This window comes from Caulobacter zeae, from assembly GCF_002858925.1.
Taxonomy (GTDB): Bacteria; Pseudomonadota; Alphaproteobacteria; order Caulobacterales; family Caulobacteraceae; genus Caulobacter; species Caulobacter zeae.
Map to the genome: position 1 here is coordinate 85,504 of NZ_PJRS01000010.1, position 23,976 is coordinate 109,479.

The 23,976-nt window shown below is 68.7% G+C and carries 24 protein-coding genes, 2 tRNA genes and 1 pseudogene; 7 read left to right on the forward strand and 20 right to left on the reverse strand.

Features of this window, described 5'->3' with window-relative positions:
* Nucleotides 1-7: 7 nt before the first annotated feature.
* Nucleotides 8-172 (forward strand): hypothetical protein, encoded by a 165-nt coding sequence (locus SGCZBJ_RS25830; protein ID WP_205685313.1) that lies wholly within the window; start codon nucleotides 8-10, stop codon nucleotides 170-172.
* Nucleotides 173-316: 144 nt separating this feature from the next.
* Complete coding sequence (locus SGCZBJ_RS03915; RefSeq protein ID WP_101716717.1) at nucleotides 317-610, forward strand: hypothetical protein; 294 nt, start codon at nucleotides 317-319, stop codon at nucleotides 608-610.
* 208 nt (nucleotides 611-818) lie between these two features.
* Here the strand turns inward: SGCZBJ_RS03915 and SGCZBJ_RS03920 are convergent, their stop codons facing one another.
* Nucleotides 819-1,004: a DUF3606 domain-containing protein gene (locus SGCZBJ_RS03920; RefSeq protein ID WP_101716718.1), complete on the reverse strand. Its 186-nt coding sequence runs from the start codon at nucleotides 1,002-1,004 to the stop codon at nucleotides 819-821.
* A 253-nt stretch (nucleotides 1,005-1,257) separates the two neighbouring features.
* On the opposite strand from SGCZBJ_RS03920, the gene SGCZBJ_RS25335 reads away from it, so the two are divergent.
* Nucleotides 1,258-1,644: a hypothetical protein gene (locus SGCZBJ_RS25335; protein WP_133149181.1), complete on the forward strand. Its 387-nt coding sequence runs from the start codon at nucleotides 1,258-1,260 to the stop codon at nucleotides 1,642-1,644.
* A 179-nt stretch (nucleotides 1,645-1,823) separates the two neighbouring features.
* On the opposite strand, the gene SGCZBJ_RS03925 is transcribed toward SGCZBJ_RS25335, so the two are convergent.
* From SGCZBJ_RS03925 to SGCZBJ_RS03940, 4 genes are read right to left on the reverse strand one after another with little or no spacing between them, the layout of a single operon-like run.
* Nucleotides 1,824-2,180: a hypothetical protein gene (locus SGCZBJ_RS03925; protein ID WP_101716719.1), complete on the reverse strand. Its 357-nt coding sequence runs from the start codon at nucleotides 2,178-2,180 to the stop codon at nucleotides 1,824-1,826.
* Nucleotides 2,177-2,767: an SOS response-associated peptidase family protein gene (locus SGCZBJ_RS03930; RefSeq protein WP_101716720.1), complete on the reverse strand. Its 591-nt coding sequence runs from the start codon at nucleotides 2,765-2,767 to the stop codon at nucleotides 2,177-2,179. The genes SGCZBJ_RS03925 and SGCZBJ_RS03930 overlap by 4 nt, the downstream gene beginning before the upstream one ends.
* On the reverse strand, nucleotides 2,760-2,957 hold the full coding sequence (locus tag SGCZBJ_RS25340; RefSeq protein ID WP_133149182.1) for a hypothetical protein: 198 nt from the start codon (nucleotides 2,955-2,957) through the stop codon (nucleotides 2,760-2,762). The genes SGCZBJ_RS03930 and SGCZBJ_RS25340 overlap by 8 nt, the downstream gene beginning before the upstream one ends.
* 52 nt (nucleotides 2,958-3,009) lie before the next feature.
* Entirely contained in the window at nucleotides 3,010-3,414 is a 405-nt protein-coding gene (locus SGCZBJ_RS03940) for a thermonuclease family protein (RefSeq protein ID WP_101716722.1), read from the reverse strand.
* 112 nt (nucleotides 3,415-3,526) lie between these two features.
* On the opposite strand from SGCZBJ_RS03940, the gene SGCZBJ_RS25345 reads away from it, so the two are divergent.
* A complete protein-coding gene (locus SGCZBJ_RS25345; protein WP_133149183.1) occupies nucleotides 3,527-3,739 on the forward strand; it encodes a hypothetical protein in 213 nt (70 codons plus the stop codon).
* A gap of 228 nt (nucleotides 3,740-3,967) precedes the next feature.
* Here SGCZBJ_RS25345 and SGCZBJ_RS03950 read toward each other — a convergent pair whose 3' ends face one another.
* From SGCZBJ_RS03950 to SGCZBJ_RS03985, 8 genes are all read right to left on the reverse strand, one after another.
* Nucleotides 3,968-4,336: a hypothetical protein gene (locus SGCZBJ_RS03950; protein WP_101716724.1), complete on the reverse strand. Its 369-nt coding sequence runs from the start codon at nucleotides 4,334-4,336 to the stop codon at nucleotides 3,968-3,970.
* A complete protein-coding gene (locus tag SGCZBJ_RS03955; protein WP_240621407.1) occupies nucleotides 4,329-4,538 on the reverse strand; it encodes a hypothetical protein in 210 nt (69 codons plus the stop codon). Before SGCZBJ_RS03955 ends, SGCZBJ_RS03950 begins: the two co-directional genes overlap by 8 nt.
* Nucleotides 4,539-4,885: 347 nt before the next feature.
* Nucleotides 4,886-4,972: transfer RNA gene (locus tag SGCZBJ_RS03960), tRNA-Leu, on the reverse strand.
* Nucleotides 4,973-5,017: 45 nt separating this feature from the next.
* Nucleotides 5,018-5,782 (reverse strand): SDR family NAD(P)-dependent oxidoreductase, encoded by a 765-nt coding sequence (locus tag SGCZBJ_RS03965; RefSeq protein ID WP_101716726.1) that lies wholly within the window; start codon nucleotides 5,780-5,782, stop codon nucleotides 5,018-5,020.
* A gap of 5 nt (nucleotides 5,783-5,787) precedes the next feature.
* Nucleotides 5,788-7,113 carry a histidinol dehydrogenase gene (gene hisD / locus SGCZBJ_RS03970; RefSeq protein WP_101716727.1) on the reverse strand — a complete coding sequence of 442 codons (1,326 nt, stop codon included), beginning with the start codon at nucleotides 7,111-7,113 and terminating at the stop codon, nucleotides 5,788-5,790.
* Between the two features lie 98 nt (nucleotides 7,114-7,211).
* Entirely contained in the window at nucleotides 7,212-7,772 is a 561-nt protein-coding gene (locus SGCZBJ_RS03975; protein WP_101716728.1) for a helix-turn-helix transcriptional regulator, read from the reverse strand.
* Nucleotides 7,773-7,970: 198 nt separating this feature from the next.
* Nucleotides 7,971-9,026, reverse strand: coding sequence for an NAD(P)-dependent alcohol dehydrogenase (locus SGCZBJ_RS03980; protein ID WP_101716729.1), 1,056 nt, complete (start codon nucleotides 9,024-9,026; stop codon nucleotides 7,971-7,973).
* A gap of 129 nt (nucleotides 9,027-9,155) precedes the next feature.
* Nucleotides 9,156-10,757 (reverse strand): sensor histidine kinase, encoded by a 1,602-nt coding sequence (locus SGCZBJ_RS03985; protein WP_101716730.1) that lies wholly within the window; start codon nucleotides 10,755-10,757, stop codon nucleotides 9,156-9,158.
* 68 nt (nucleotides 10,758-10,825) lie between these two features.
* Here SGCZBJ_RS03985 and SGCZBJ_RS03990 point away from each other — a divergent pair, with 68 nt between their 5' ends.
* Together SGCZBJ_RS03990 and SGCZBJ_RS03995 are read left to right on the forward strand one after the other, a co-directional pair.
* Nucleotides 10,826-11,440: a response regulator transcription factor gene (locus SGCZBJ_RS03990; RefSeq protein WP_101716731.1), complete on the forward strand. Its 615-nt coding sequence runs from the start codon at nucleotides 10,826-10,828 to the stop codon at nucleotides 11,438-11,440.
* A 107-nt stretch (nucleotides 11,441-11,547) separates the two neighbouring features.
* Nucleotides 11,548-11,937, forward strand: coding sequence for a response regulator transcription factor (locus SGCZBJ_RS03995; protein WP_101716879.1), 390 nt, complete (start codon nucleotides 11,548-11,550; stop codon nucleotides 11,935-11,937).
* Between the two features lie 160 nt (nucleotides 11,938-12,097).
* Here the strand turns inward: SGCZBJ_RS03995 and SGCZBJ_RS04000 are convergent, their stop codons facing one another.
* Genes SGCZBJ_RS04000 through SGCZBJ_RS04010 form a run of 3 tightly spaced genes read right to left on the reverse strand, consistent with a single transcriptional unit; the run spans nucleotide 12,098 to nucleotide 18,989 of the window.
* Nucleotides 12,098-14,110 (reverse strand): DNA/RNA non-specific endonuclease, encoded by a 2,013-nt coding sequence (locus SGCZBJ_RS04000; protein WP_101716732.1) that lies wholly within the window; start codon nucleotides 14,108-14,110, stop codon nucleotides 12,098-12,100.
* The gene (locus SGCZBJ_RS04005) at nucleotides 14,107-17,241 is read right to left on the reverse strand and encodes an ATP-binding protein (protein WP_240621408.1); all 3,135 of its coding nucleotides are present in this window, start codon (nucleotides 17,239-17,241) and stop codon (nucleotides 14,107-14,109) included. Before SGCZBJ_RS04005 ends, SGCZBJ_RS04000 begins: the two co-directional genes overlap by 4 nt.
* Nucleotides 17,238-18,989 carry a trypsin-like serine peptidase gene (locus SGCZBJ_RS04010; protein WP_101716733.1) on the reverse strand — a complete coding sequence of 584 codons (1,752 nt, stop codon included), beginning with the start codon at nucleotides 18,987-18,989 and terminating at the stop codon, nucleotides 17,238-17,240. The genes SGCZBJ_RS04005 and SGCZBJ_RS04010 overlap by 4 nt, the downstream gene beginning before the upstream one ends.
* Before the next feature lie 134 nt (nucleotides 18,990-19,123).
* Here SGCZBJ_RS04010 and SGCZBJ_RS04015 point away from each other — a divergent pair, with 134 nt between their 5' ends.
* The gene (locus SGCZBJ_RS04015) at nucleotides 19,124-19,681 is read left to right on the forward strand and encodes a DUF1353 domain-containing protein (RefSeq protein WP_101716734.1); all 558 of its coding nucleotides are present in this window, start codon (nucleotides 19,124-19,126) and stop codon (nucleotides 19,679-19,681) included.
* Between the two features lie 930 nt (nucleotides 19,682-20,611).
* On the opposite strand, the pseudogene SGCZBJ_RS26410 reads toward SGCZBJ_RS04015, so the two are convergent.
* The 4 genes and pseudogenes from SGCZBJ_RS26410 to SGCZBJ_RS04035 all read right to left on the reverse strand — a co-directional run.
* Nucleotides 20,612-21,220: pseudogene (locus tag SGCZBJ_RS26410) on the reverse strand (nSTAND1 domain-containing NTPase); the annotation flags it as partial.
* Nucleotides 21,221-22,540, reverse strand: coding sequence for a hypothetical protein (locus SGCZBJ_RS04025; RefSeq protein WP_101716736.1), 1,320 nt, complete (start codon nucleotides 22,538-22,540; stop codon nucleotides 21,221-21,223).
* Nucleotides 22,540-23,625 (reverse strand): trypsin-like peptidase domain-containing protein, encoded by a 1,086-nt coding sequence (locus SGCZBJ_RS04030; protein WP_165799232.1) that lies wholly within the window; start codon nucleotides 23,623-23,625, stop codon nucleotides 22,540-22,542. Before SGCZBJ_RS04030 ends, SGCZBJ_RS04025 begins: the two co-directional genes overlap by 1 nt.
* A gap of 191 nt (nucleotides 23,626-23,816) precedes the next feature.
* Nucleotides 23,817-23,893 (reverse strand) — tRNA-Arg (locus SGCZBJ_RS04035).
* Between the last annotated feature and the right edge of the window lie 83 nt (nucleotides 23,894-23,976).

Consider the following 23,976-nt stretch of genomic DNA (forward strand, 5'->3'; position numbering starts at 1 on the left):
GCGTCGGATGATCTGGGAGGTCTACGTCAAGCCCCTGATGCGCTTCTCTATCGAGCAAGAGGCGGTCAAGGAGGCGGAGCGGGCGCGCGCCGGCGGCGCGATCTCGTTGATCGACGAGGTCAACGCGGCGCAGCGGCCGCGATCCTGGCTTAAGCGCGCAGGGTGGCGATAGCCCGGCAGCCGGCCGGACCGAACCGGCAGCCGACCACGGCCTACGGGCCGCCGCTCCCTTTGGGTCGAGCGACCAACATGGCCCCGCTTGTCCTTCGGGCCGGCGGGGCTTGCTGCGTTCAGGAATCGCCGTAGACGCCGCGCGATGACCAAGGAAGAGATCGACGCGCTTCTCGACGACATGGCCGCCGAGGCGGCCACCAGCGGCGACGAGGGCCTGAAGCCCGGGCTGCTGTACCTTCGGGCCAGCCTCTACGGCACGGAGATCCGCACCGAAACGACTTCAGCCGTGCGCGGCCAGCGCTATCGCGGCGTCCGGGTGCGGGTTCTGAGGGAGGTGGAGACTGAGGTGCTGACCAGGGCTGATGTCGTGGCCAAGGGCCTCGATATCGGCGATTTCGAGGATCTGACAGATGCTCCGCCCCGCGTGGTGATCTAGAGTTGTCGGCGCACCCAAGCATGGACAAGTTCTGTCAGAGCTTCCTGCGCCACTTTGGCAGGGTCCTTCCGCCCCAGCGCGCGCGACGCTGAGCCATAGGCGCTTGAGATGGAGACGTCGCGCCCCTCCACCTTCCAGGTCCCGCGCCATTTCTGACCACGCACCTCAACGGTGAAGGTGTAGCCATGGGGCGTGAGCACGGCTGGGCCTAGTAAGATCCGCGCTGCAGGTGCGCGGCTACGGCGTCGGCGCTGACTCCAACGGCTTCGACAGCTTGGGCCAGCTGATCTTCCGTGACGTTGAACTTTTCGGTCCAATAACGGACTTCATGCGGTTCGTTGATGTTGATGCGCGCGCGGTCCTGCGGGCCGCGGTCTGCGAGATTGTCGGCCATGACCGTCTCCTTGGTTTCCCTGGGATCAAGGCCTAGCGCGCTCAATACGTTCCGCTTTCCGTCGTCGCAACGCCGTCTATCGGCCGCGACACCCAAGACCGCCCTCGACCCTAGTCGGACATCATGATGGTTCGGTCTCTGGCAAACGACGCTGGGTCAGCCGTCATCGTCAACGTGGGAAGACCGATCTTGGAGATTGGGACAGTCGACTTACAGGTGTATGTCGCTCTGTGGTCGTGGATTGGGGCGCCTCATGCTTCGGATTGTCTTGATCGCGGGCGCTGCGATCGTGCTTGCTGGTTGCTCAGGAAAGACCACCTCGCTCGTTTGCAAGGGCACAGTTCAGCAGGTCAACCGACCTGACACATCCGCTCCGATCGACAATGTTGCGGCGAGCGTCACGAAATACCCCGTGTATGTGCAAGCTTGGAACAAAACATATGGGAATTTCAAACTGAGCGATCCCGTCGCGCAGTATTACTCCAACCTTGATGATATCGGTGATCAGTTGCTTATCGCGGAGAGCGGAGCGGCAGAGGTACTTGGCATGTTCAACAAGATTAATGGACGACTGAGACTGCGCGTCGGTTCCGAACTCTACGACGTTTCATGTCGTGACGCTGCTCGCTTGACACCCTGATCGACCTAGCGCCTGGGCGACGCAGGCGGTCTGCGACCTGTCATATTAAGGATAGGTGCGGAGGGCGATTTTCCACCCCTAGCTGACGTTCCCAACTGCCGCCCTGGGCGGCCATCGGCCGCTGCGGCGACGCCAACGGGACAGTGTGACGTGCTTGTCAGATCCCGAGAAGGGAGCGGTCACTCTTCGTGTGGATACGCTAGGCTCTCCAGGCGACGCGGCGGATCGTCCGCCACCTCAGCCCATAGGCAGGCCGTCAGCAGGTCTTGATAGGCGGCAAGCTCGCGGGCGGCGGAACTGACTTCCAAAGCCGCTGCCAGCCGTCGGCGCGCCGCATGGACCAGCGTGCCGGTCTCGACGCCGGCCAGTTTGTGCATCTCGATCGTCGCGTATGCGGCGCGAAGCATCAGCCCCTCCTGGGGCTGGACCAGCTCGGCGGCTAGGATCGGCTCGCCGACCGTCCTCTGTAGCGAGTAGCCAACCGCTAGCACGCCACGACGGACGATCTCACGCCAGTAGTCGATGGGCTCGCTCATGCGGTGAAAAGGTCCACGGCTGGCGGTGGAAAGTCCCTCTCGACGGCAAGGGTACCGGCCGGCAAGGCCTGAAGGATTTCGGCGGGCGGCCGGGCGAGGTCGAGCCAGTCGCGGCCCTGTTTGCCTGCCAAGACCACGACTTGCCGATCATGGTAGGGCGCAACATCCGGCCCCGGGTCTGTGGTCAGCATCGTCCACGCGCCATTCTTCACGATACCGGCGACCCAGAACAGCGGACTACTGGGCATCGTGAAGCGCCAGCGCGTCTTTCGCTTCTGGCCTGGTTGAGGCGCGGTGAACTCATAGAAGGCGTCGGCTGGGATCAGCACGCGGTCGCTGCCGGAGAAATCGCGGCCTTCGCTGACGAAGTTGAAGACCGGCCCCCGAGGCCCCGGCCATCCCCAAGGGGTCATGGACACCGCCGCCTGGCCGCCGACGTGCCGCACGATCGGCGCGGCCTCGGTCATGCGGATTTCAGGCCGTGGCTCGAAGTTGCTGGCCTGGCCTTCCCACACGACCGGCAGACGCAGGACCTTGGCCCAAGTCTCGAACAGGTCGGCGGTCTTGAGGCTGTAGAGATTACACATCGTCCGGCCGCCGATCCCAGCGGCGCAGCATCCACCACCCGCGCGGGGCGTGCTCTGGATCGCCCATGTCGACGAACAGCTCGTAGTGATGTCGTGCGTCGCTTTCGACCTGTCTCACCGCGTCGGGCGGCGGACCTTCCTCGAATTGCTCGTGGTCAGGCGCGCGATCGGGCTTCTTCCACTGGCTCATGTACGAACGCTACATCCGGGCGCCGACATCGACCAGAGGCTGAAAGGCTTGATCAGCGGCCGGCCCAGTGGCCCCGACCCGTAGACTTGGCCTCGGCTTCGGCCTTTGCGTAGGCACCCTTGCTGTAGCGACGATATTCGGTGGCGTAGCCCGACCGGATGACGGCCGCGTTGATGTCGGGGCTGGCGTTCGACCAGCATTTTCCCACGAACCGCTTGTAGCGGTCGCGCTCTACGAAGCGGCACGCAACATGACCACGGGTTAGGCGGATCAGCTCGTCGCGGGCCTCGTAGGCGAAGGGGGCGGCCGGTGTTTTGCCACGCTTGACCTCCGGAGCGTCGACACCAAAGAGGCGTACCCGCTCGGGCCCGCAGCGAAGGGTGTCGCCGTCATGCACCTTGGGAGCGTCGCAGGTTATGACGGGCAGAGCGTTAGCGAGAGCGAGGGCAGCGAGCATCTGCGCTCAGTAGGCCGGTTCGCGGACCTGGTCACCACTCGGGCTCGCGATTGTCGCTTCTCCGGAGTGCCCCTATAGGTTGCTTTAGCGAAGGCCAGGGGCGCTGGAAAGCATGGCTCACAACTATCCGGATCCCGACATTCCGCCCATGGGAAATGGCAGGCTGTGGGCCTGGGTTGGCTGGGTATTGGTCGCCTCGTGTTTGGCCGCCGGCCTTGTGATCGCCATGGCGATGGCTGGACACTCCTCCAAATGGGTGTTGGGCGGCGCTGGCCTCGTCGGCGTCGCGGTCAGCGCCTGGTGGGTTCAGCCATGGCGCTACTAAGTCTGTTTGCGGCTACATCTGGGCGTCGACGTCGATAAGATCCTGGCAACCGCGAGCGCCGCAACGGCTGCACCGAAGCTTGCCGCGGATCTCGTGGGGCATGGTGTGTCCGCCCAGGTTCACGATCGCCTTCTCTCGGCTCCAAATAGCCCGGTTACCGCAACGGAGGCAGCGGATCGTCAGCGCCGTCTTGATACGGCGTAGGGTCGGCCAGATCTGCGCCATACGTCATCGGCCGCCATGGCCATAGCCGTAGTGCGCCGGGATCAGGCCCGCCTCAAGGAGGGCGTTCATTACGTCCCAGCGGGCCTTGGCCGGATTGGCGGGGTAGAGCACACCATTGAAAGTCATGATCGGCATCCGGCCCGGGCAACGAGGGCAGACCGCTTTGGCCTGGATCTCGGTCATGGTGCAGTTCAGCAGCCCGCGCGCGCGGCCGAGCATGACGTCACGCCGCCAGGTCTTGCCATGGCCGCAGAACTGGCAACGAAAGCCAATCTCCCAGCCTCGCTCCAGCGCCTCAACGAGGCGCACGTTGGCGAAGGTCTCGCTGAGTTGGGCGGCCTTGCGCCGATCGCTGTCGGACGGCTCAGGCATCGGGCGGCTCCACCTGGCGGACGGCGCGCCAATAGGACCAGGGCTTGGCCTGAACCATCTCGACCTCAAACCACGCTTCGTCGCCCTCGAAAGGCGGCACGTGCTCGCGGTTCACGTGGGTCACCGATGATCGCGCACTCTTCGTCGAGCCGCGGAAGGTGAAGCACAGCGTGGCGCGCCGCGCGCCGATCAGCGCCGTCATGCGCTTCAGCTTCACCACGTCCCTGCGCAGGATGCGGGGCGGTCGATCAACAGGGGCGCGCAGGCGTGCGCCGTCGCGCGCTCCTGAGCGCGGAGGGGAAGGCATTTGTCGGCTCCAGATGTTCCGTAAATGTTCTCATCCTGCGCGGCGGAAGAGTCAATCGACCGGAGGACGAAACCGTTTCGCGGTCAGAACGAGCGGTGAACCTTCGTGCGCTCGTTGTGCGCTCGGAGCTGAGGGGAAAGCTGGGAAAACGTCGGAAAAGTTAGGAAAATCAATGCGCTTCACGAAGCGCACAAAGTCGCCCTTCTGGGGAGGGGGATTTCACCTAAGCCATTGAAATCGTTTGGTGCGGGCAGCCGGGGTCGAACCGGCAAGGCCTTGCGGCCGGCGGATTTTAAGTCCGCTGCGTCTACCAGTTTCGCCATGCCCGCACTGGTAAGCGAGGCCTAGCCTAGCTCGCGGGAGGCGTCGAGCCCTCAGTCGGCCGTCCAGCCGCCGTCGACGACCAGGGAACTGCCGGTCATCAGCGCCGACGCGTCCGACGCCAGGAACACCACCGCGCCCATCAGGTCCTCGACCTGGCCCAGGCGCCCCAGCTTGATCTTGGAAAGCACGCTGTCGAGGAACGCCTGATCCTCGAAGAACGGCTTGGTCAGCGGGGTCTCGATGAAGGTCGGGGCGATGGTGTTGACCCTGACCCCGTGCGGCGCCAGGTCTAGCGCCATGGCCTTGGACAGGCCCTCCAGCCCCCATTTCGATGCGCAGTAGAGGCTGCGCCGCGCGCCGCCCACATGGCCCATCTGCGAGGTCAGGTTGACGATCGAGCCCTTCGCCCCGGCCTCGACCATGCGCGCCGCCACGGCCTGGGCCACGAAGAAGGCGGCCTTGAGATTGAGGTCGAGCACGGCGTCGTAGTCGTCTTCCGTGACCTCGACAAAGGGCTTGGGACGGTTGGTGCCGGCGTTGTTGACCAGCACGTCGAAGGCCGGCGCCGTCGCGATCGCGGCCTTGACCGCCGAAAGGTCGCCGGCGTCGAGGACGAGGGCCTGCGCCTGCCCGCCCTCCGCGCGGATCGCCTGGGCGGCCGCCTCGATCTCGCCCGCCGAGCGCGCCGCCAGGGTCACCTCGGCCCCGGCCTGGGCCAGGGCGGCGGCGGCGGCGAGACCGATGCCCCTGCCCGCCCCCGTCACCAGGGCCCGGCGGCCGTCGAGGCGAAACGAGGGCGTGCGCGGCAGCTGCACCGTCCCTACTCCGCCGCCAGCACCGGCGAGGCCGCGCTCGCATAGGGCACCTCGCGGCCGCCGTAGCGGCGCACGCGGATGTTGGCCTGCTCGCCGTGGCCGGCGAAGCCTTCCAGGGCGCACAAGCGCGAGCAGTATTCGCCGACCAGGGCCGAGGCCTCGTCGGTCAGCACCTTCTGGTAGGTGCAGGTCTTGAGGAACTTGCCCACCCAAAGGCCGCCGGTGTAGCGGGCCGCCAGCTTGGTCGGCAGGGTATGGTTAGTGCCGATCACCTTGTCCCCGTACGAGACGTTGGTCCGCTCCCCTAAGAACAGCGCGCCGTAGTTGGTCATGTTGCGCAGGAAATAGTCCGGGTCGGCGGTCATCACCTGCACGTGCTCGGAGGCGATGCGGTCGGCGATCTCGACCATCTCGGCGTCGCTGTCGGCGAGGATCACCTGGCCGAAGCTCTCCCAGGCGCGGCGGGCAATGGCGGCGGTGGGCAGCACCTGCAGCAACTTCTCGACCCAGGCGATGGTGTCCTCGGCCAGCTTGCGCGAGGTGGTCAGCAGGATGGCCGGACTGTCGGGGCCGTGCTCGGCCTGGCCCAGCAGGTCGGTGGCGCACAGCTCGCCGTCCACCGTGTCGTCGGCGATGACCAGGGTCTCGGTCGGGCCGGCGAAGAGGTCGATGCCCACGCGGCCGAACAGCTGGCGCTTGGCCTCGGCCACATAGGCGTTGCCGGGGCCGACCAGCATGTCGACCGGCGCGATGGTCTGGGTGCCCAACGCCATGGCCGCCACGGCCTGCACGCCGCCCAGGCAGTAGATCTCGTCGGCGCCGGCCAGGGCCTGGGCAGCGACGATGGCCGGGGCGGGCTTGCCGCCGAACGGCGGGGCGCAGGTGACCACGCGCGGCACGCCGGCCACCTTGGCCGTCAGCACCGACATGTGGGCCGAGGCCAGCAGCGGATACTTGCCGCCGGGCACGTAGCAGCCGGCCGCGCCCACGGGGATATGCTTGTGGCCCAGCACCACGCCCGGCAGGGTCTCGACCTCGAGGTCGAGCAGGGTCTCGCGCTGTTTCTGGGCGAAGTTCTTGACCTGGGCCTGGGCGAACTCGATGTCGGCCAGGTCGCGGTCGGAGAGTTGCTCGACGCAGGCCTGGATCTCGGCGTTCGACAGGCGATAGCTCTCGCGATCCCAGCCGTCGAACTTCACCGACAGGTCGCGCACCGCCGCGTCGCCGCGCGCGGCCACGTCGGCGAGGATGCCCTCCACCGTCTCGCGCACCGCCCGGTCCGCATTCGCCACCGCCGTCACGTCCGCGCCGGTCTTCAACCACCTGGCCATGGTCTTGTCCTCCTGGGATCTCCCGGAAGGACGTGTGGCCCGGATCGGCCGGGCCGGCGCGCGGTTCGGCCGGAACGGTCGCTGGGTGGAGACGCGCCTCAGGCCGCCATGCGGTTGGCCCGGCGCCAGGCCTGCGGCGCCACGCCGGCCGAGCGGCGGAACAGGCGGCACAGGTGCGACTGGTCGGCGAAGCCGCACTGGTAGGCGATCTGGCTCAGCGGGTCGCGGGTGGCCAGCATCAGGTCCTTGGCCGCCTCCAGCCGGCGGCGGGTGATGTAGGCGTGCGGCGTCTCGCCGAAGGTGGCCTTGAAGGCCCGGCCGAAATAGCTGGCGCTCAGCGCCACCAGTTCGCCCAGCGCGGCCGTGGTCAGAGTCCCGTCGAGGTTCTCGTCGATGTGCTTGCGCAGCTTGCGGGCCTGCCAGGGGGCCAGGCCGCCCTGGATCGGCGCGGTCGCTCGCGCATCCACGCCGATGACGATGGCCGAGGCCCGGGCGACCAGGGCGCGGGCTGCCTGGGCGTCCGGCTCCAGCGAGCGCTCCAGCGCCGCCAGCACCTCGCGCAGGTCCTCGAAGGTGCGGGGCTCGCCCGCCAGGTCGCCGGCCATCCGAAGACGCGCGACGGGGGTGGCGGAAACGGTGTCGACGGCGAGGAAGGACATGGTTTCGATCCCTGGCTGGAGCGCCCCCCAAGGGCTCTCTCTTTTCGAGGATCATTGTTCTTCCTGCGACCGCCGCGCCGCCATCGCACCTGGGCTTATCGTCGCGCTCCCTGGGTGTGGCGGCCCCATACCCAGGTATGAGAACCGCGTCGCCAGGGATGACCCGCGCGCCCTCGACGGACGCGCGGGTTGCGGGTCTTACGCCTTGGCCAGCGAGGCGCTGTCGATCACGAAGCGGTACTTCACGTCGCTCTTCTGCATGCGCTCGTAGGCGGTCTCGATCTCCTGGATGTCGATCTTCTCGATCTCCGAGACGATGCCGTGCTGGGCGCAGAAATCGAGCATCTCCTGCGTCTCGGCGATGCCGCCGATCAGCGAGCCGGCGATGGCGCGGCGCTTGAAGATCAGGGCGGCGACGTCGGGGCTCGGGTGAGCATGTTCCGGCACGCCGACCAGGCACAGGGTCCCGTCGCGCTTCAAGAGGGCGGTGAAGGCGTCGAGGCTGTGGCTGGCCGAGACGGTGTTGAGGATGAAGTCGAACGAGTTGGCGTGGGCCGCCATCTCACCTTCGTTGCGCGACACCACGACCTCGTCGGCGCCCAGGTCCAGGGCGTCCTGGCGCTTGGCTTCCGAGGTGGTGAAGGCCACGACGTGCGCGCCCAGGGCGTGGGCTAGCTTCACGCCCATGTGGCCAAGGCCGCCGATGCCGACGACGCCGACCTTCTTGCCCGGACCGACGTTCCAGTGGCGCAGCGGCGACCAGGTGGTGATGCCGGCGCACAGCAGCGGGGCCACCGCGGCCAGCTGTTCCTCGGGGTGGCTGATCTTCAGCACGAAGTCGTCCTTGACGACGATCTGTTGCGAGTAGCCGCCCAGGGTGTGGCCGGGAGCGTCGTTGGTGGGGCCGTTATAGGTGCCGACGAAACCGTTCTCGCAGAACTGCTCCAGGCCCTCGTCGCACGAGTGGCAGTGCTTGCAGCTGTCGACCATGCAGCCGACGCCGACGACGTCGCCTTCCTTGAAGCGGCTGACCTGGCCGCCGACGGCCGAGACTCGGCCGACGATCTCGTGGCCGGGCACGCAGGGGAACAGGGTGCCGGCCCATTCCGAACGCACGGTGTGCAGGTCGGAGTGGCAGACGCCGCAATAGGCGATCTCGATCTGGACGTCGTGCGGGCCGACGTCGCGGCGCGTGATGTCCATCGCTTCCAGCGGCTTGTCGGCGGCGAAGGCGCCATAGGCTTTGATGGCCATGTGCAGGATATTCCGATTGGCTTTTTGGGGAGGCGGAGACCCGGTGAGGAGTCTCGCGAGGCCAAACTAGCGCGAGCGCGACCGTAAAATTAGCCGCTCAGATTTGCACGGTCTGATGAGTGATTTTCATCAATCAGCCTCTTGCAGGTCCCCGGCGCAAGGCAGTTTCAGCACGAAGGTCGCGCCCTCTCCAGGCGCGGACGCCACGGCGATCTCGCCGCCGTGGGCCTGGACGATCGTCTTGCAGATCGACAGCCCCATGCCCATCCCGCCCGCCTTGGTGGTGTAGAAGGCGTTGAACAGTTGAGCCTGCCGCTCTGCCGGCACGCCGGGCCCGGTGTCGGCGACCGACAGGACCACCGCCTCGCCCTGGGCCGACCCGCGGATCGTCAGCACGCGCTCTTGCGCCTCGGCCATGGCCTGGGCGGCGTTGACCAGCAGATTGACCAGCACCTGCTGCAACTGGACCCGATCGCCCTCGACCTGCGGCAGGTCGGCGGGAACCTGCACCCGCAGCGCCACGTCGTGGGAGGTCAGTTCACGCCGCACCAGCAGCAGCGAATCCTCGACCATTCCGGCCAGCGAAAGCCGCGCCTTCTCCGGTTCGCCTTTCACGGCCATGGTGCGGATGCGGCCGATGACGCCCGAAGCGCGGTTGGCCTCGCCGATCATCCGGTCGAAGGCGCGGCTCACCTCCTCCAGGTCCGGCGTCGCGCGCCGCAGCCAGCGCAGCCCCGCTTCACCGTTGGTGACGATGGCCGACAGCGGCTGGTTGACCTCGTGGGCGATCGAGGCGGTCAGTTCGCCCAGGGTCGAGATCCGCGCCGCATGGGCCAGCTCGGCCTGCACCCGGGCAAGGTCTTCCTGCGCCCGCAGGCGGTCGGTGATGTCTATGACGCCCACCAGGGTCGCGCCCTGCGGCAGATACTCGCGCGGATAGCAGCAGGTGAACAGGCCGTCGAACTCGCGGCCGTCGAAGGTGCGAAAACGCGCCTCGCTCTCGTAGTGGGGCTTCTTCTCCAGCGCGGCGATGACGCTGGCGGCGAAGACGTGCTCGCTGCACGGCGGCCAGAAGCGGTCGACCGGCCCCAGCAGCTGCTCGCGCGTGGCCTCGAACAGTTGCAGCGACTTGTCGTTGACGTCGACGACCTGGCTGGCCTCCATCATCTGCCGCACGAAGCGCGGGTTCTCGGCGATGTGAGTTCGCAGGCTGGTGACGCCCTTGGCGCGCAGGGCCCCGAACATGCCGGCCAGGGCCGAGAAATCCAGCTCCCAGAACGACACGCTCATGGCGTGGAAGACATTGCGGAAGCGGTACTCGCTGCGGCGCAAAGCCTCCTCGGCCTTGCGGGCCTCGGTGACGTCGCGCCCCGTCTCCAGCACCTGGGCGGGCGCGCCGGACGCATCATGGCGCAGCGACCAGCGCAGGGCGATCACCGCCTCGCGACCGTCGGCCAGGCGGCGCGTGACCTCGCCCTCCCAGCGTCCTTCGGCCAGCAGGCGGGCGGTGATCTGGTCCAGCGGCGCGGGAAACACCGTGTTCAGCAGATCCGGCGCCAGCGCCCCTCGGGCGACGTCGCGCCCATGGCCGTACAAGGCCTCGCAGCCCTGGTTCCAGAACAGGATCCGCCCATCCAGGTCGCGCACGAGGATCGGCTCGTGGGCCGCGTCCAGCAGCCCGGCCAAGCTATTGGCCGATATGTCCAAGACATCGCCCGTACGGTCGTGCATCGAGCTCACCGAAGGAAGCGCTCCCCCATTGTTGACGCCGCGCCGGCGGCGGGTCCAGCTATTCGTCCATGTCCAGTCCGACGGTGCACATTGTCGACGACGACGGTCCCCTGCGGGAGGCCCTCGACAGCCTGTTCCGGTCCGTTGGCCTGGAGACGCGCCTGTTCGGCAACGCCCAGGACTTCTTCCGCTCGGGACATGCGCATGACGCCGGGTGCCTTGTCTTGGACGTTCGTCTCCCCGGGGTCAGCGGCCTCGACTTCCAGGCCCAGCTGAACGCCGCCGACATCCGCATGCCGGTGGTGCTGATGACCGGCCACGGCGACATCCCTATGACCGTGCGCGGCATGAAGGCCGGAGCCGTCGACTTCCTGGCCAAGCCGTTCCGCGACCAGGACATGCTCGACGCGGTGATGGCCGCCATCGACCGCGACCACGCCCAGCGCGCCGAACGCTCGGGCCTCGACGAACTTCGCCGCCGCTACGAGACCCTGACCACGCGCGAGCGCCAGGTCATGGGCCTGGTCGCCGAGGGCCTGATGAACAAGCAGATCGCCTTCGAGATCGGCCTGTCGGAGATCACCGTGAAGATCCATCGCGGCGCGGCCATGCGGAAGATGCAGGCCCGCTCGGTGGTCGAGTTCGTGCGCATGGCCGAACAGCTGGGCGCCGCCGCGACCTGACGCCACACACCCGAGTATAGTTCCGTCCGCTGGCCGCTTGCGGCAGATAGGAGGCTGGTCGCCGCCGCCCGCCCGTGCGGGCCGCCGGGACCGAAAGGGACGAGTTGGTGTCGCAAGCCCCGTTGATCGCCGTCGTGGACGACGACGAAGCCGTCCGGACCTCTCTGGAGGCCCTGATCCGCTCGCTGGGCCACCGCGTCGCCAGCTTCGATTCCGCCGCCGCCTTCCTGGCCTCCGAGGTCTCGGACGGCGCCGACTGCCTGATCAGCGACGTGCAGATGCCCGGCCTTTCGGGCTTCGACATCCAGCAGGCGCTGGGCGAACGCGGCGTGCCCACGCCCGTGATCCTGATCACCGCCTTCGACGACGACCGCGCCCGCGCCCGGGGCCTGGACCTGGGCGCCACCTGCTTCCTCAAGAAGCCCTTCAGCGGCGACAGCATCATCGGCTGCCTGGAAACCGCCCTGGGCCCGCGCACGAAATCGCCCGGCGCCTGAGGCGCGCGCCTATCCCGGCCCGGCCAGGCCCAGTGCGTGGCCCTCGCCCCTCGACGAACTGGGGGGTGAGGACCAGTTACAGGCCCAAGCGATAGAAAACCCCATCCTGAGCTTGTCGAAGGATGAGGTTTTCGTCTCATTCGGTGACTGTCGGTACGGCCTAAAGCACCAGGTCCTCAGGCTCGGCCAACGGGATGAACAGCGGCAGGCCGTCGTTGATCGCCTCCGTCCCGGCCCTGGTGGCGGCCAGGGGGTCGTGGTCCCGCAGACCATGGAAGTTCATGCCCGTCGCCTCCTCCAGATCCTTGATCGCGATCTGGAAGGTCCGATAGGCGCCGAGGCTGAAGCCCTCCACCGCCTCGCTGCGGTTGCGATCCTCCAGCAGCTTGCGGATCAGCTGGCCCTGGCTGAGCAGGTAGGCCGTCGCATGAAGGCGCCAGCCGTTCCCGACCTTGACGGGCATGACCGCGACCTTCCAGAACTCGAGCGGCACGCGGACGCCGCCCTCCTCGTCCAGATACTCGTAGTCGCCGTTGAGGACCGGGCCGGTGAAGACGCAGGCCCGGAAGCCCTCGCTGCGGCTGCTGTCGAGGATGTAGTTCTCCAGCCCCTGCCACAAGGTCTTGCCCTGGTTCAGCAGCGAGTGCTGCGGCGCCGAGTTCGTGTAGTGGAAGGTGTCGAAATTGGCCTGGGTCGCATCGGGCCCCCAGTTGGGGTCCTCGCGGCGGACCATGTGACCCCGGTCGATGGCCCGGTCTGCATAGTGCTTGGCGGTGTACTGCGAGGCGGGATCGATGCGCGCATCGACGTACCACTTGTCGTCGCCGCGCTTGATGCGAACGGCTTTCCCGCCGTCGATATTGACCGCGGTGGCGGCCGGCAGCTTCAGCGCCTCGGAGAACAGCACGCCGAAATGGGTGTAGCGCAGCTCGTGCGGCCGATCCGCCAGCGCGTCGTCGGGCTTCGCCAGCCCCGCGGCGACCGTGGCTTCGAGCTCGGGCCAGGGGACATCAAGCTCCGCGCCGACATCAAGCTCCGCCCCGAGGAAGTGCGGATCGTAGCCTCCCCGGTCCTTCAGGTCCGCCTTCCTGTGGACGCCGTCCGGCGCTTCGTCCCTGTTCTCCTTCAGCACCGCGCCGGCGACGGTGGTGCGAGCGCCGAACGCCAGGCGGCGCAGGGTGCCGGCCGAGACCGCGCTGTTGGCCACGCCGTACTCGCCGGCGAAGTGCAGGCCCACCACCGCCCGGCTTTCCAGGCTGATCAGGGCCGAGCCCGACGCGCCGCCCGTCGAGGTGCAGTCGTGGCTGATGATGATGCCCGCGCTTGCCGGATGGGTGATCTGGCCGGGCGAGAAGCGCTTCACGTCGTAGAGACCGCGGAAGTACTGCTCCATGGCGGTAAGGTCGTTGCGCGTGTCGTAGGCGGGGTACCCGATCAGGGCCACCAGTTCGCCATGGACGGCTTCGTGATCGGCCAGTTCCAGGCGATCGGGCCACGACCAGTCGACGCCTTCCGGCCGCCCCACGCGCAGCAGGGCGACATCGGCCTCGGTGTCGTCCGCGAGGTACTCGATGGCGGTGACCGACGCATTGCGGGCGTCGTTGATCCTGGCGTCCACCTCTTCGTTGAAGTCGATGCTCGCGCCATAGCGGGCGCCCGTGTAGGGCGACCGGGTGAAGACGGCCTTGCCGTCGAGGTTGCGCTTGGCGACCAGCTTGGCGACGTGGCGGTTGGTGACGACCAGGGCGTCGTCCCTGTTGCGATCCACGATCCAGCCCGTGCCGCCCCAGGCCATCTCGTGGTTCACGAACTCGATCCGGCCCACGGAGGGGATGGAGGGTTCGACACTCTTGATCTGACCGACGATCGTGTTCGGAAACTCCTTCAACAGCTCCGGCTCGATGACCACGGCGTTGTTGCGCACGACCAGCGGCGGGCGGCCCGTCATACGCACGATCGCCTCCAGCGCCAGGCTGTTGACGCCAATGCCCTCGAGCCTGCCCGGCCCGACCTCCAGGGCGCGCGCCAGTGTCTGGGTATCGAGAATCGGGGCGTTCAGGCCCAGATTGTGCAGATGCTGGCCGCCGCCGTTGGCCAGGGTTTCGATCGTCCTGCTCCGGCGCGGCAGCAGGCTCGCCAGCCTGTTCCGGCTTTCTTCCAACTTGGTGCTCATGACCTGTCCGTCCCTTGGGGTTCGATTGCCAGGATCGCCAAAGCGGGCACGAAAGCGGCGGGGATCCAGCGCCGCGAAAGCTTGGAGGCCGCGCGCTGGGCCTGCTCGCGAGGCTCCTTCGGCGACGCTTGAGCGAGATCTTCCCTCAGCCGATCGAGCTTGGCGGCGCGCAGGATCCGCGCCATTCCGACCTCGCCGCCGGCCCAAGCCGCCAGTTGGGCGCGCGCGGCCTCGCCGGGCGAAGCGCCGCCAGACAGGTCCTCGAGGCGGTCCTCGGTGACGACGTCGAGACCGGTCTCCACGCCCTGCCAGTTGCGCGGCGGTCGCCCATAGCGCCACCAGCCCGCGGCGGTGCTGCGCCAGCGCTCGGCGCTGCGGCCGATGCTCCGCAGGTCCTGGTCGCCTAGCAGAAAGCCGGCCGCCGACAGCCATTCGGCCGTGAGCCCCAGCGCCGACAAGGTAGCGGCCGGCGCGGCGGGGTCGTGGCGCAGGGCCGCGAACTCCGGAAAGGCCGCGACCCGGGCGTTCAGCATGTCGTGGAGGCGTCCGTCACGCCGGTCGCGCAGCAGCCACTCGCCGAGATCGTCATACGGCGACAGGATGGCCATCGCCTGGGCGTCCCTCGCCTGGGAAAAGAAGGAACGCGCCTCGGCCGCCGGCGCCGGGTCTATGCGCCGCCGCCGCTCCTCGGCGATCAGGAGCGCGCTCTGCAGATCCTCGCGGGGCGCATCGAGCGACCAGAGCGCCTGGACCGCGGCGACGGTGTCGGTGCGTTCCGGCAGTAGGCGTTGAGGCGCCGCGGCGAACCCCAAGGCGCCGGCGGCCAGGTTGGCCTTGGAGGCCATGATCAGCCGCGTCGTTCGATCGCGCCTGTCCTCGTTCCCCGCCTCGCCGAACCAGCGCCGCAGATCGGCGAACTTGAATTCGGCCCGCATCTCCAGCCGAACCAGCGCCGCTTCCGGCCAGGCGTCGAACAGGGCTTCGTCCCATGGACGAGACCAGGCCCGCTCGTCCGCCAACCGCCGGGCTTCACGCCAGCGACCGGTCCGCCAGAGCAGGACCAGCGCCGCCTCGGCCGCTTCGCCGACGGGATCGATGGAGGCGGGACGAAAGACGTTCTCGTAGAAGGAAATCGCCTCGGTCAGGTCGCCCCTGCCGATCAGCATCCGCAGCTCCCCGGCCGCTTCGGCCGAGACCGGGCCCGCCGCTGCGGCGGCGTAGCCGCGCCCCTCGTAGCTTCGCTCGCCCCTGGCTCTCAGCACCGCGTCGCGGGCGGGCGCGGGTAGATCGTCCAGGTCGTTCTGCTCGAAGGCGATGCCCGCTTCCAGGTTCATGCCCTTCAGCGCGTCGTCCTCCTCCCAGCGCGTGGCCTGGAGCCGGTGGTAAAGGCTCTCGGCGGCCGCCCAGGGCGCGGCCTGGCGCGAAAACCATCGGGCCGCGCGCCTATGCAGCTTGTGGGCGAGGTCGGACCCCTCTTCGTAAAGCTTGCCCGCCAGCCGTCGACGGATGTCGCGGTGAGGCTCCAGCCAGCCGGCGGCGGACTGCCCTCCGATCAGCCAGGTCTGCTCCTTGAGACCCGCCCACAGGTCGGCGGCATCGACCGCGCTCAGCCGCCTGCGAACAACGACTGGCGCGATGACCTCGCCCAGCAGCCTGCTGTCGAAGCGGCGAAACAAGGGGACGAAGCGCGCTATCTTGCCGTGACGGCCGCCCAGGCGCGATTCCAGGCTTCGATAGAGGGTGACGGTCGCGCCTTCATCCCTTTCCAGGCCGGCCGCGCCCTCGCGCCGGGCGACCGCGCCCAGCAGGCGCAGCCGCATGGGGTCGCCGTCGGCGCGCTGGATGATCGCGCCCCACAGCTGCGGCGGCGTCTGGGACTGCGCCAGCAGGGCCGCGGCGTCCGTCTCCGTCAGACTGTCGAGGGCCAGCGGCACGGCCACCCGGTCCTGGACCGGCTCCAAGGCGTCTCCTCGACCGGCCGCGACAACCACCAACGGACCCAAGCCGGCCCTGCGCAGTTGGTCGAGCCATTCGAACAGCTGGCCCGGATGGGTTTCACCGCGGCCGCGCAGCACCTCCAGCGTATCCAGCACGATCACCAGCCTGCGCTTGGAATCGCGCAGATAGTCGGAGAGCGCTTCGATCAGGGCGTACGGCAGAAAGCCTCGGCCTCTGCCGCCCTTGACCCTGGCTTCCCGCGTGGAGACCGCCTCGAGGCGCGCCGCGCGCAGTTCGGCGGCGATTTCCGGCGCCTGGCTGGCGACTTGACGCGCCAGTTCGAGGCTGAGTCCCAGGCGATCCAGCACGTCCAGGCTGGCTCGATCGAAATCCAGCCTCGCCACGACGACATTCACGCCAAGCCCGGCCACCTGCCGCAAGGCATGCTCCAGAAGCGTCGACTTGCCGATCGCGGGCAGGCCGCTGACATAGAGCGCACGGACCCGGCCTTGCCTGTCCTCCGGCGCCCGGATCCAATCGACCAGCGCCTGGGACAGGTCCTCGCGCCCATGGAAGCCGTCCTCGAGCAGCAGGTCGCCGCGGCGCTTCTGGTCGGCGCGGCTCAGGGCCGCCTGCACGCGCGCCAGCAGGGAAGCCGCCGGTGCGAACCCTCCGCTCCATTCCAGCGCCGCCGCCAGCCTGGGCAGATCGGGCAGGGCCCCGTCCCTTCCCGCCTCCGTCGCCTCCAGCGCGGCCGCCACCGCGGCGCTCGAGAAATCGCCCCTGCCGTCCAACGCGTCGAGCAGATCGTTCGTCGCCGGATCCATGCCCTGTTTGCGGCGCCAGAGCTTGGCGACCTCGAGCAGGCCCTGATCGGACAGCCGCTTCAGGTCCCAGGCGCGTTCGCTGGCGCGCAGCAGCCACGCCCCCGCCTTTCCGACGCCGGTGTCGCAGGCCGCCGCCAGCGCCGCGGACACCGAGACGGCCAGGTCCAGCGGCTGGTCCGCGCCGAACGCGCCCGCCGCGCGCAGCGCGTCGCCCGGCGCGAAGGGACCTGAAAGGGCCGCGTACTCACGCGCGAACCCGATCGCCTCCTCGGCGCCGGCCTCCATCACCGTCAGCGAAGGCGCCGCAGCATCCAGTTCGGGAAGCGGCGGTTCCAGCTCCGGCGGCGGGGGATCGGAAACATTCACGACCGGTCCTCCTGGTCGTCGAGCCACTCGGCCAGCCTCTCGCGCACGACGGCCACGATCTCGACGCTGTGGACGATGTCGAAGACGCCGTTCTGCTGAGGCAAGTTCTTGAGCGCCCGGTTCGTGATCTGCCGAACGCCGACGTCCCCCAGGTCCAGCTGCAAGGCGCGCCCCGCGCGCTCGACAAGGATCTCGACCTCGCGGCGCTTGATATGGCCTACATAGTCCACGACCAGGCCGGCCGGCCCCTCGCCAACGCCCGCCCCAGCGTCGGCGAACTCCGCGCCCGGGGTGCTGATAGTCTCGAAGCCGGCAATCACCATCCGCAGTCGCGGTTGCTTGAGCGCCGCGCCCACGAACGCCTCGAAAGCGATCCGCTCGCCTTCGGTCAGCCCCGCGGCCGGGTTCTCGAAAAAGAACCACAGGAGTCGGTCGGGACCTTTCGCCAGAACCGCAGCGTCCAGCGCCTGCGCCAGCCGCCGAGCCTCGTCGCCAGCGGCCGCCTCGGGCGTCGTGTCGCCGGCCCGCGCCCCCTCCGGCGCCACATCGGGCTCCAGCGTCAGGCCGGCCTCGGCGGCGCGCCGGCGAACCTGCCCCAGCAGGTCCTGCAGGGGTTGGTCGAAGCCCAGGCGGATCAGGACGTGACGGCCCGGGTCACGCTCCAGCACGTTCTCCAGCAGCGCCGCCGAAAAGGCCAAGCCCGCGGTTCCCGCCTTGACGTCCAGGCGACTGACCCGCAGGCCGCGAACGCGTGCGCCGGGGCGCGAGGCCTCCGCCACCCCTTCGAAGAAGAGATCGCGGCCGATGACCAACTGGCCATCGAGCGTATCGGTCAGGGACCACAGGAACCTGGGCGCGACGTCGGTCCGCACCTGCTCCATGACCGGCCCATGGAAGCGGGCCAACGGCACAAGCCGGCGCGCCAGGGCCCACCGCCCCTGGTGGATGCCCACCAGTTCGTAGCGTGTATTGACGCAGGCCGCCCCGGACGAACCGCCGTCGGTGGCGCTGTCATGCGGAACACGAGCCTCGAAGCCGACGATGGGGTCGACGCGGCCGACGCCCCAGCCCATTGGACGCCCCTTCGGGAAGTCGAGGACGAACACGTTGGCCTGCGACGGCAGCCTGGGCGCGACGTCCGGCACGCGCAGGAAGTTCAGCCGCATGCCGTCCGGGCGGCTCAACCGCAACAACGCCACGTCGTGACAGTCGACGAAGTCGGCGTCGTTGGCCGGAAACTGGTTGGCGAACTCCGCGATCGTGCAGGGCGACAGGTAATGGCTGACCTTGAGCACGCTGCGCCGCGTCTGGTCGGCGAGCAGCACGCTGATCGGCTCGCGGATTGGATCGACGCTGCCGGGCGCTCCGCTGGCGATCACGTGCCAAGCCGTCAGCACCAGGCTGGGCCCGATCAGGCAGCCCGATCCGGTGATGTTGTCGCCCAGCACGATCCGGCAGGCCGCCGCCTTTCCGACCCGCTCGAAGGCGCTGAAATCGACGACGCGCCGGTCCATGGGCGCTGCGGTCTCGCGCCCGGCCAGCGCCTCGCCATACGCTTCGAGCAGCCCCTGCTTCTCCAGCCGGTCAGCCAGCATGCTCTCCAACGACATGCCGCGTTCCTCGGCCACGGGCCTCAGCGCTTCTAGGGTCACGGGAGGCTGAGCGCCCCCCTGGATGGCCTTCAGAGCCTGCTCGGCGCGCACGAGATCGTCCCGTATGGCGTCCTCGATATCCGTCCTGCTGACCATCGCATCCCCCAAGCTCAAGATTGAGCTTGAAATGACCGTTACACAACTATGAAGCGCCCGACAAAATCGACACACGCAAAGGGCGCGCACCCTTCGTCCGGGACACGCCCTGGCCGCGGCCGAGGAGATCCGCCATGCCCTTCGTGACCCTCCAGCCCCCTCTGGAGAAAGGCCTGGAGGCCTATCCCCAGGTCATGCCCAAGCCGCTGGTGGTGGCCATCCTGGACAGTGAGGACGAGAAGGAGGGGCGCACCTGCGCCATCGTGACCTTCGCCTTCCGCTACATTCACCCGGCCTCAGGCGCGCAGGTCGACGTCCCCGAAGGCTATGTCACCGACTTCGCTTCGATCCCGGCGGCCGCGCGAGGCGTGTTCCCGCCGTTCGGCAGGCACGCCAAGGCCGCGGTCCTGCACGACTGGCTCTACCTGATCGGCGAACCTGGGAAGCGTCCCTTCGCCGACCGCATCTTCCTGGACGCGATGGACGACCTGGGCGTCAGCCTTCCGCGCCGCACGATCATGTACCAGACGGTGCGCGTGGCGGGCGGCGGGGCCTACGCCAAGGAGGCCGACACCTGGTCGAAGGCCTTCGGCGACTGGCGCACCGGCGAGCGGCGCACGCCGTCGTTCACGGCGGACGCCCACTACCAGCAGCACTGGCCCGTCCCGCCGCGCCCGGACTACCGCCCCTAGGCGCAGGGCCGGACCGGCGACGCCGTGGGCTTGGCGGTGAAGTCGACCCAGACCTCCAGCACATAGGTCCGATCGGGCTGCATGCCGGCGATACGCTGGCAGGACGGGCTCGCCGCCGAGCGCCCCGGCCAGGTCGCCCCTCAACCGCGTCGCGAAAGGCGTTTCCTCGTCTCGGAAATAGCGGACCTGAGCGATGGGGATCCGATTATCGCTGCGGTTCTCGGGCTCCGGCACGTCGTAGTCCAGGTCGAGCAGCCGCCGCCGCAGGGCGGCCGCCTGTTCCGGCCGCCCCCGGTACTGGATGTAGACCGTGATCGCCTGCCGTACGTGCAGCCAGTATTGCGGGCCCGAAGGCCGCGCGATCGCGAACGGGGCGTCGAGAGCCGTCAGCAAGGCGCCGTCGCCGACCACCCCCGTACGCGGCGCAGAGTTGTAGTTCTCGTCCGGATAGCCTTGCCGAAGCGCGATATTGGCCCGCGCCCGATAGACGCCGTCCTTGACTACGCCTCCCGGCGTCACCCGCTCGCCGTCCGGATAGCCCGCCAGCAGCGCCTGCGACTGCCCGCCGATCCAGATGTAGCCCTCGACGCCGGGCGGCTCGCCGGCCTTGGCGACCTCGGCCTTCGCCTGGGTCGTGTCCGAGGGCTGGATGAGTTCATCGACGGTGTTTTTCAGCGTGGTGTTGTTCTTCTCGAGGGTGACGTTGCTGCGTTCCGTGGCTTTCAGCTCGCGGTTCAGGAAAAGCGTCGTCCAGACGAAGCCGCCGATCACCAGGGCCGCGCCGGCCACGGCGCCGGCCAGCCCGACGCGACGGGCGGCCCGGCGCCGGAGGCTGGCGTCGATATAGTCGGCGATGCCGGGCGAATGCTCGCGATAGGGCAAGGCCTGCGAAAGCGCGCGCCCCCGCAGAAGGTCGTCCACCCGCCCGTAGCGCGCCCACAGGACGCCCGACTTCTCCAGCTTCAGGACCATCGCCTCGTCGAGCGCGCGATCGGCGCTCCAGCCGTCGAGCTGCGGCCAGTTGGCGATCAGCAGCGCCCTGTGGGCGATGACCAGCCCCTCGTCGCCCGGCCCCTCGACGATGACGCCCTCGTCCTGAAAGCGTCGCCGGACTCGATCGAGATCGGGATCGCCTCGCGCGTCGTCCGGCCCGACCGGCCCTCCCAGCAGTCGCAGGAACAGCTTGCGCGCCTGGTCCTGCTCGTCCGGGGCCAGGCCGTCATAGACCGTGCGCGCCCGCTCCTCGACGGCCGCCCCCGCCTCGGGATCGGGCGCGTCCAGGCGCAGCAGGTCCGGGAACGCCTGGCCCGGCAAGCCGGCCAGGGCGCTGGTCCAGTAGTCGACGACGCCCTGGGCCGCGTCGCGCTCCGCCGGATCCTGCAGCCATTTGCCGAGCGCCGACGCCGTGTGGCGCAGCTCCGTGGCCTGCTGCCGCCGCTCTTCGTCGCCCATGTCGCTCCAGCCCTGCATCAGGCGCAGGTGCCGGGCCCGGACAGCGGGCAGCGACAGGGTCGCGGAGTATCGCAAGGCGCTCGCCATCTACGTCTCCTTCAACAGCTCTTCGATGGGGCGGCGCAGCGCGCTGATGCGGTTGCACTGGTCGAGAACGGCCTTGTCGACGCCGAAGAACTGCAGGCGGCCGATGCGCACGAAGGTCCGCAGGGCGCTGACGGCGGCCCCGGGCGCAGCCCCGGCCAGGCTCTCGTCGACATACAGGCGGGCGCCGTCCATGTTGGCGTCCCACATGTCAGGCGCGGTGCGGCGCAGGGTGTCCAGCGCGCGCGACAGCGTGCTCCAGTGCGCCTTGAGCATGGCCCGGCTCGGCTCGCTCGCCTCCAGTTCCCGCTCGAGCAGCCACAGCTCGGCGTCGACGCCCTGCCAGTAGCGGTGCAGCGACAGGGTCTGGCGCAGCACCAGATCGAGATTGACCAGCTCGTGGGACGCCGCGTCCAGCGCCTGCAACGCCGCCGGCGAGGAGAAGATCTCCAGCTTGGCGTTGTCCTGCAGGAACTTCAACACGTCGTTGAACGGAATGCGATCGGCCGCCGCGACGATCTGCTGGTCGTAGGCGATCAGCTGCATCCGCAGGATGCCCCGCAGCGTGAACAGCCCCTCGCGCAGCGCGTCGGGATCGGCCTGCCCCTGTTCGATCTGGCCGATCGCCGCCTTGAAGTCATCGACCCAGGCCCGGTCGACATCGACCGTGTCGGCGAGATGCTCTTCCAGCTGCCCCAGCGCCTGCTTGAGGGACCAGACGTGCATCTTGACGGTCGAGACGGTCTCGAAAGTCAGCGCCGCGCCCGACGCCAGCAACGGTCCGAGCTCGGCATAGGAGCTGGTCTGCACGGTGTGCAGGATGTCGTGCACCCGCTTGGCGAAGCTCAGGCGCCGCAGGTTCTGGTCGACCAGCCCCAGGTCATCGCGCGCCAGCTGGCCGATCTTCTGCGACAGGCCCCTTTCCCTGATGCCGTCGAGCACGTTGGAGATCACGGCCACCCGCTCCCCTTGCGCCGCCCGCTCGGCGGCCAGGAAGTCGGCCTCCGTGACCAGGGCCAGGACTTCGGGGCTGCGGCCCCCCACCCAGAGGCGCAGGTCGCGGTTGCCGGGCAGGGCCAGGAACAGCGCCGCCACGATCTTGAGGACGGCGTCGGGCCCTTCAGCCTCGACCAGCCTGAACGCCCCGTCGACGAGAACGAGCATCGGCTCGTCGTCGCCGCCGACCAGCATGCCCAGGCTCGCCTGCATGACGCCCTCGAACACGGCGTTGAAGGCCAGGTAGTCCTGGCGCCGACCACCGCCATAGGCGCGCGCCACGATCGTCTGCAACGCCTCGTCCTGCAGCGAGGGGGGCGAGGCCACTACAGCGCCGCCAGGTCATGCCGCTCGGCGATCGCCCGGGCGACGAGGTGCAGAGGCACGGCCTGGTTGAAGCGTGGAACCTGGGCTGTATCGGCGGCGTGGTGCAGGCCGATGACGTCCAGGTCGGCGCTGAGCACGGGCGAGCCCGAAGCCCCCGGTTCGGTCGTGACATTGTAGCGATAGCGCAGGCCATTGGCCGGAAACGCCGTCACCACGCCGTAGGCGACCGACAACGGATCCCCGCCCGGGTGCTGCGCCACAAGCGCCACGTCGCCCGGGACCACGACCGGGGGCGTACTGGCAAGATCAAGCGACTGGCGCTCGACCGGGATGGGCCCGGCCAGTTTCAGAAGCGCGAAATCCAGCTCCCCCGCGGCCGGATCTCCGGTCCCGGTCACGTCGCTCTGCGAATACGGCCGGCTGTCCACATGCCAGTCCTCGGCCAGGCGCGCCTCGACGCCCGCCGTCGTGCTCCGGTCGGCGTTCCGGCGGTAGTCGAACCGGCAGACGAGGCCCGCGCCCAGGGACGGGTCGGCGATGGCGGCCGAAACCACATGGTGGTTGGTCAGCACATGCCGGCGGCCGACCAGGAAGCCCGTGCCCCGCGGTCCGCCCGCATCCTCGATCCGGCAGATCGCGCCCGCCAGTCGCGTCAGCCTGGCCTGGAATTGCGTGAAGTCGACGATCCTGGAGCGTTTCGCGACCAGGGCCTCGAGACGGTCCTGGGGCAGCGGCGCGAGGCTCACCCCCGCGACGTACGGCGCCCCGGCCGCCTCCAGGTCGGGCAAAAGGCGCTCGGCGGCGGCGCGCAGATAGGGATTGCCGGGCTTGCCCGTCCAGGCCAGCGCCAGCAGGTCCCGCGCCCGGCCGGCCTCCTCCGCCCAGTCCAGCAGCCTCCCGAACACCTTCTTGCTGCCGCCGGCAACGCCGACTTCCTGCTCGATCCGCGCACCCCAGCTGAAGCCCAGGCGCCGGTCCAGCGTCTCGATGTCATAGGCGCGCCAGAGGGATTCGTGGATCTGCGCCAGATCGCCCGGCTGCAAAGGCCCCTGCTCGAGCCCCGCCGGCAAGTCCAGATCACTCATGCGCCCCCCGGACCGCGTGACCATTTCCGGCCGCCGAGCCTATCAGGAGGCGCCACCTCGCAAAACGACGTTTTCTATCTTTGGGTGCAAACCCGAAAAGACGCGCCCGGCGCGCGATACGACGGCGCGCCGGCGATCAGAACCGCGCGCTTCAATCTGTCGAAAACCGAAAAATCTCTAGGGGAGAAGAATGGCGCGCCCGGAACGATTCGAACGTCCGACCCTCAGATTCGTAGTCTGATGCTCTATCCAGCTGAGCTACGGGCGCGCACTGCCTTGCGGCGAGGCGGGGGAGATACCCCGTACCCCTGGGGTGTGCAAGCGTCTTGTCGCAAGAAAGTCGCCGAGTTC

Bases quoted from the DNA above. Each gene is read 5' to 3' on its own strand.
- SGCZBJ_RS04030 (WP_165799232.1), bottom strand. From the start codon at position 23,625: ATGAGTGATCTGGACTTGCCGGCGGGGCTCGAGCAGGGGCCTTTGCAG.
- SGCZBJ_RS03925 (WP_101716719.1), bottom strand. From the start codon at position 2,180: ATGAGCGAGCCCATCGACTACTGGCGTGAGATCGTCCGTCGTGGCGTG.
- SGCZBJ_RS25830 (WP_205685313.1), top strand. From the start codon at position 8: ATGATCTGGGAGGTCTACGTCAAGCCCCTGATGCGCTTCTCTATCGAG.
- SGCZBJ_RS04015 (WP_101716734.1), top strand. From the start codon at position 19,124: ATGCCCTTCGTGACCCTCCAGCCCCCTCTGGAGAAAGGCCTGGAGGCC.
- SGCZBJ_RS03980 (WP_101716729.1), bottom strand. From the start codon at position 9,026: ATGGCCATCAAAGCCTATGGCGCCTTCGCCGCCGACAAGCCGCTGGAA.
- SGCZBJ_RS03950 (WP_101716724.1), bottom strand. From the start codon at position 4,336: ATGCCTGAGCCGTCCGACAGCGATCGGCGCAAGGCCGCCCAACTCAGC.
- SGCZBJ_RS25340 (WP_133149182.1), bottom strand. From the start codon at position 2,957: ATGAGCCAGTGGAAGAAGCCCGATCGCGCGCCTGACCACGAGCAATTC.
- SGCZBJ_RS03930 (WP_101716720.1), bottom strand. From the start codon at position 2,767: ATGTGTAATCTCTACAGCCTCAAGACCGCCGACCTGTTCGAGACTTGG.
- SGCZBJ_RS04010 (WP_101716733.1), bottom strand. From the start codon at position 18,989: ATGGTCAGCAGGACGGATATCGAGGACGCCATACGGGACGATCTCGTG.
- SGCZBJ_RS03975 (WP_101716728.1), bottom strand. From the start codon at position 7,772: ATGTCCTTCCTCGCCGTCGACACCGTTTCCGCCACCCCCGTCGCGCGT.
- SGCZBJ_RS03990 (WP_101716731.1), top strand. From the start codon at position 10,826: ATGTCCAGTCCGACGGTGCACATTGTCGACGACGACGGTCCCCTGCGG.
- SGCZBJ_RS03985 (WP_101716730.1), bottom strand. From the start codon at position 10,757: ATGCACGACCGTACGGGCGATGTCTTGGACATATCGGCCAATAGCTTG.
- SGCZBJ_RS03940 (WP_101716722.1), bottom strand. From the start codon at position 3,414: ATGCTCGCTGCCCTCGCTCTCGCTAACGCTCTGCCCGTCATAACCTGC.
- SGCZBJ_RS03915 (WP_101716717.1), top strand. From the start codon at position 317: ATGACCAAGGAAGAGATCGACGCGCTTCTCGACGACATGGCCGCCGAG.
- SGCZBJ_RS25335 (WP_133149181.1), top strand. From the start codon at position 1,258: ATGCTTCGGATTGTCTTGATCGCGGGCGCTGCGATCGTGCTTGCTGGT.
- hisD (WP_101716727.1), bottom strand. From the start codon at position 7,113: ATGGCCAGGTGGTTGAAGACCGGCGCGGACGTGACGGCGGTGGCGAAT.
- SGCZBJ_RS03920 (WP_101716718.1), bottom strand. From the start codon at position 1,004: ATGGCCGACAATCTCGCAGACCGCGGCCCGCAGGACCGCGCGCGCATC.
- SGCZBJ_RS25345 (WP_133149183.1), top strand. From the start codon at position 3,527: ATGGCTCACAACTATCCGGATCCCGACATTCCGCCCATGGGAAATGGC.
- SGCZBJ_RS03955 (WP_240621407.1), bottom strand. From the start codon at position 4,538: ATGACGGCGCTGATCGGCGCGCGGCGCGCCACGCTGTGCTTCACCTTC.
- SGCZBJ_RS04000 (WP_101716732.1), bottom strand. From the start codon at position 14,110: ATGAGCACCAAGTTGGAAGAAAGCCGGAACAGGCTGGCGAGCCTGCTG.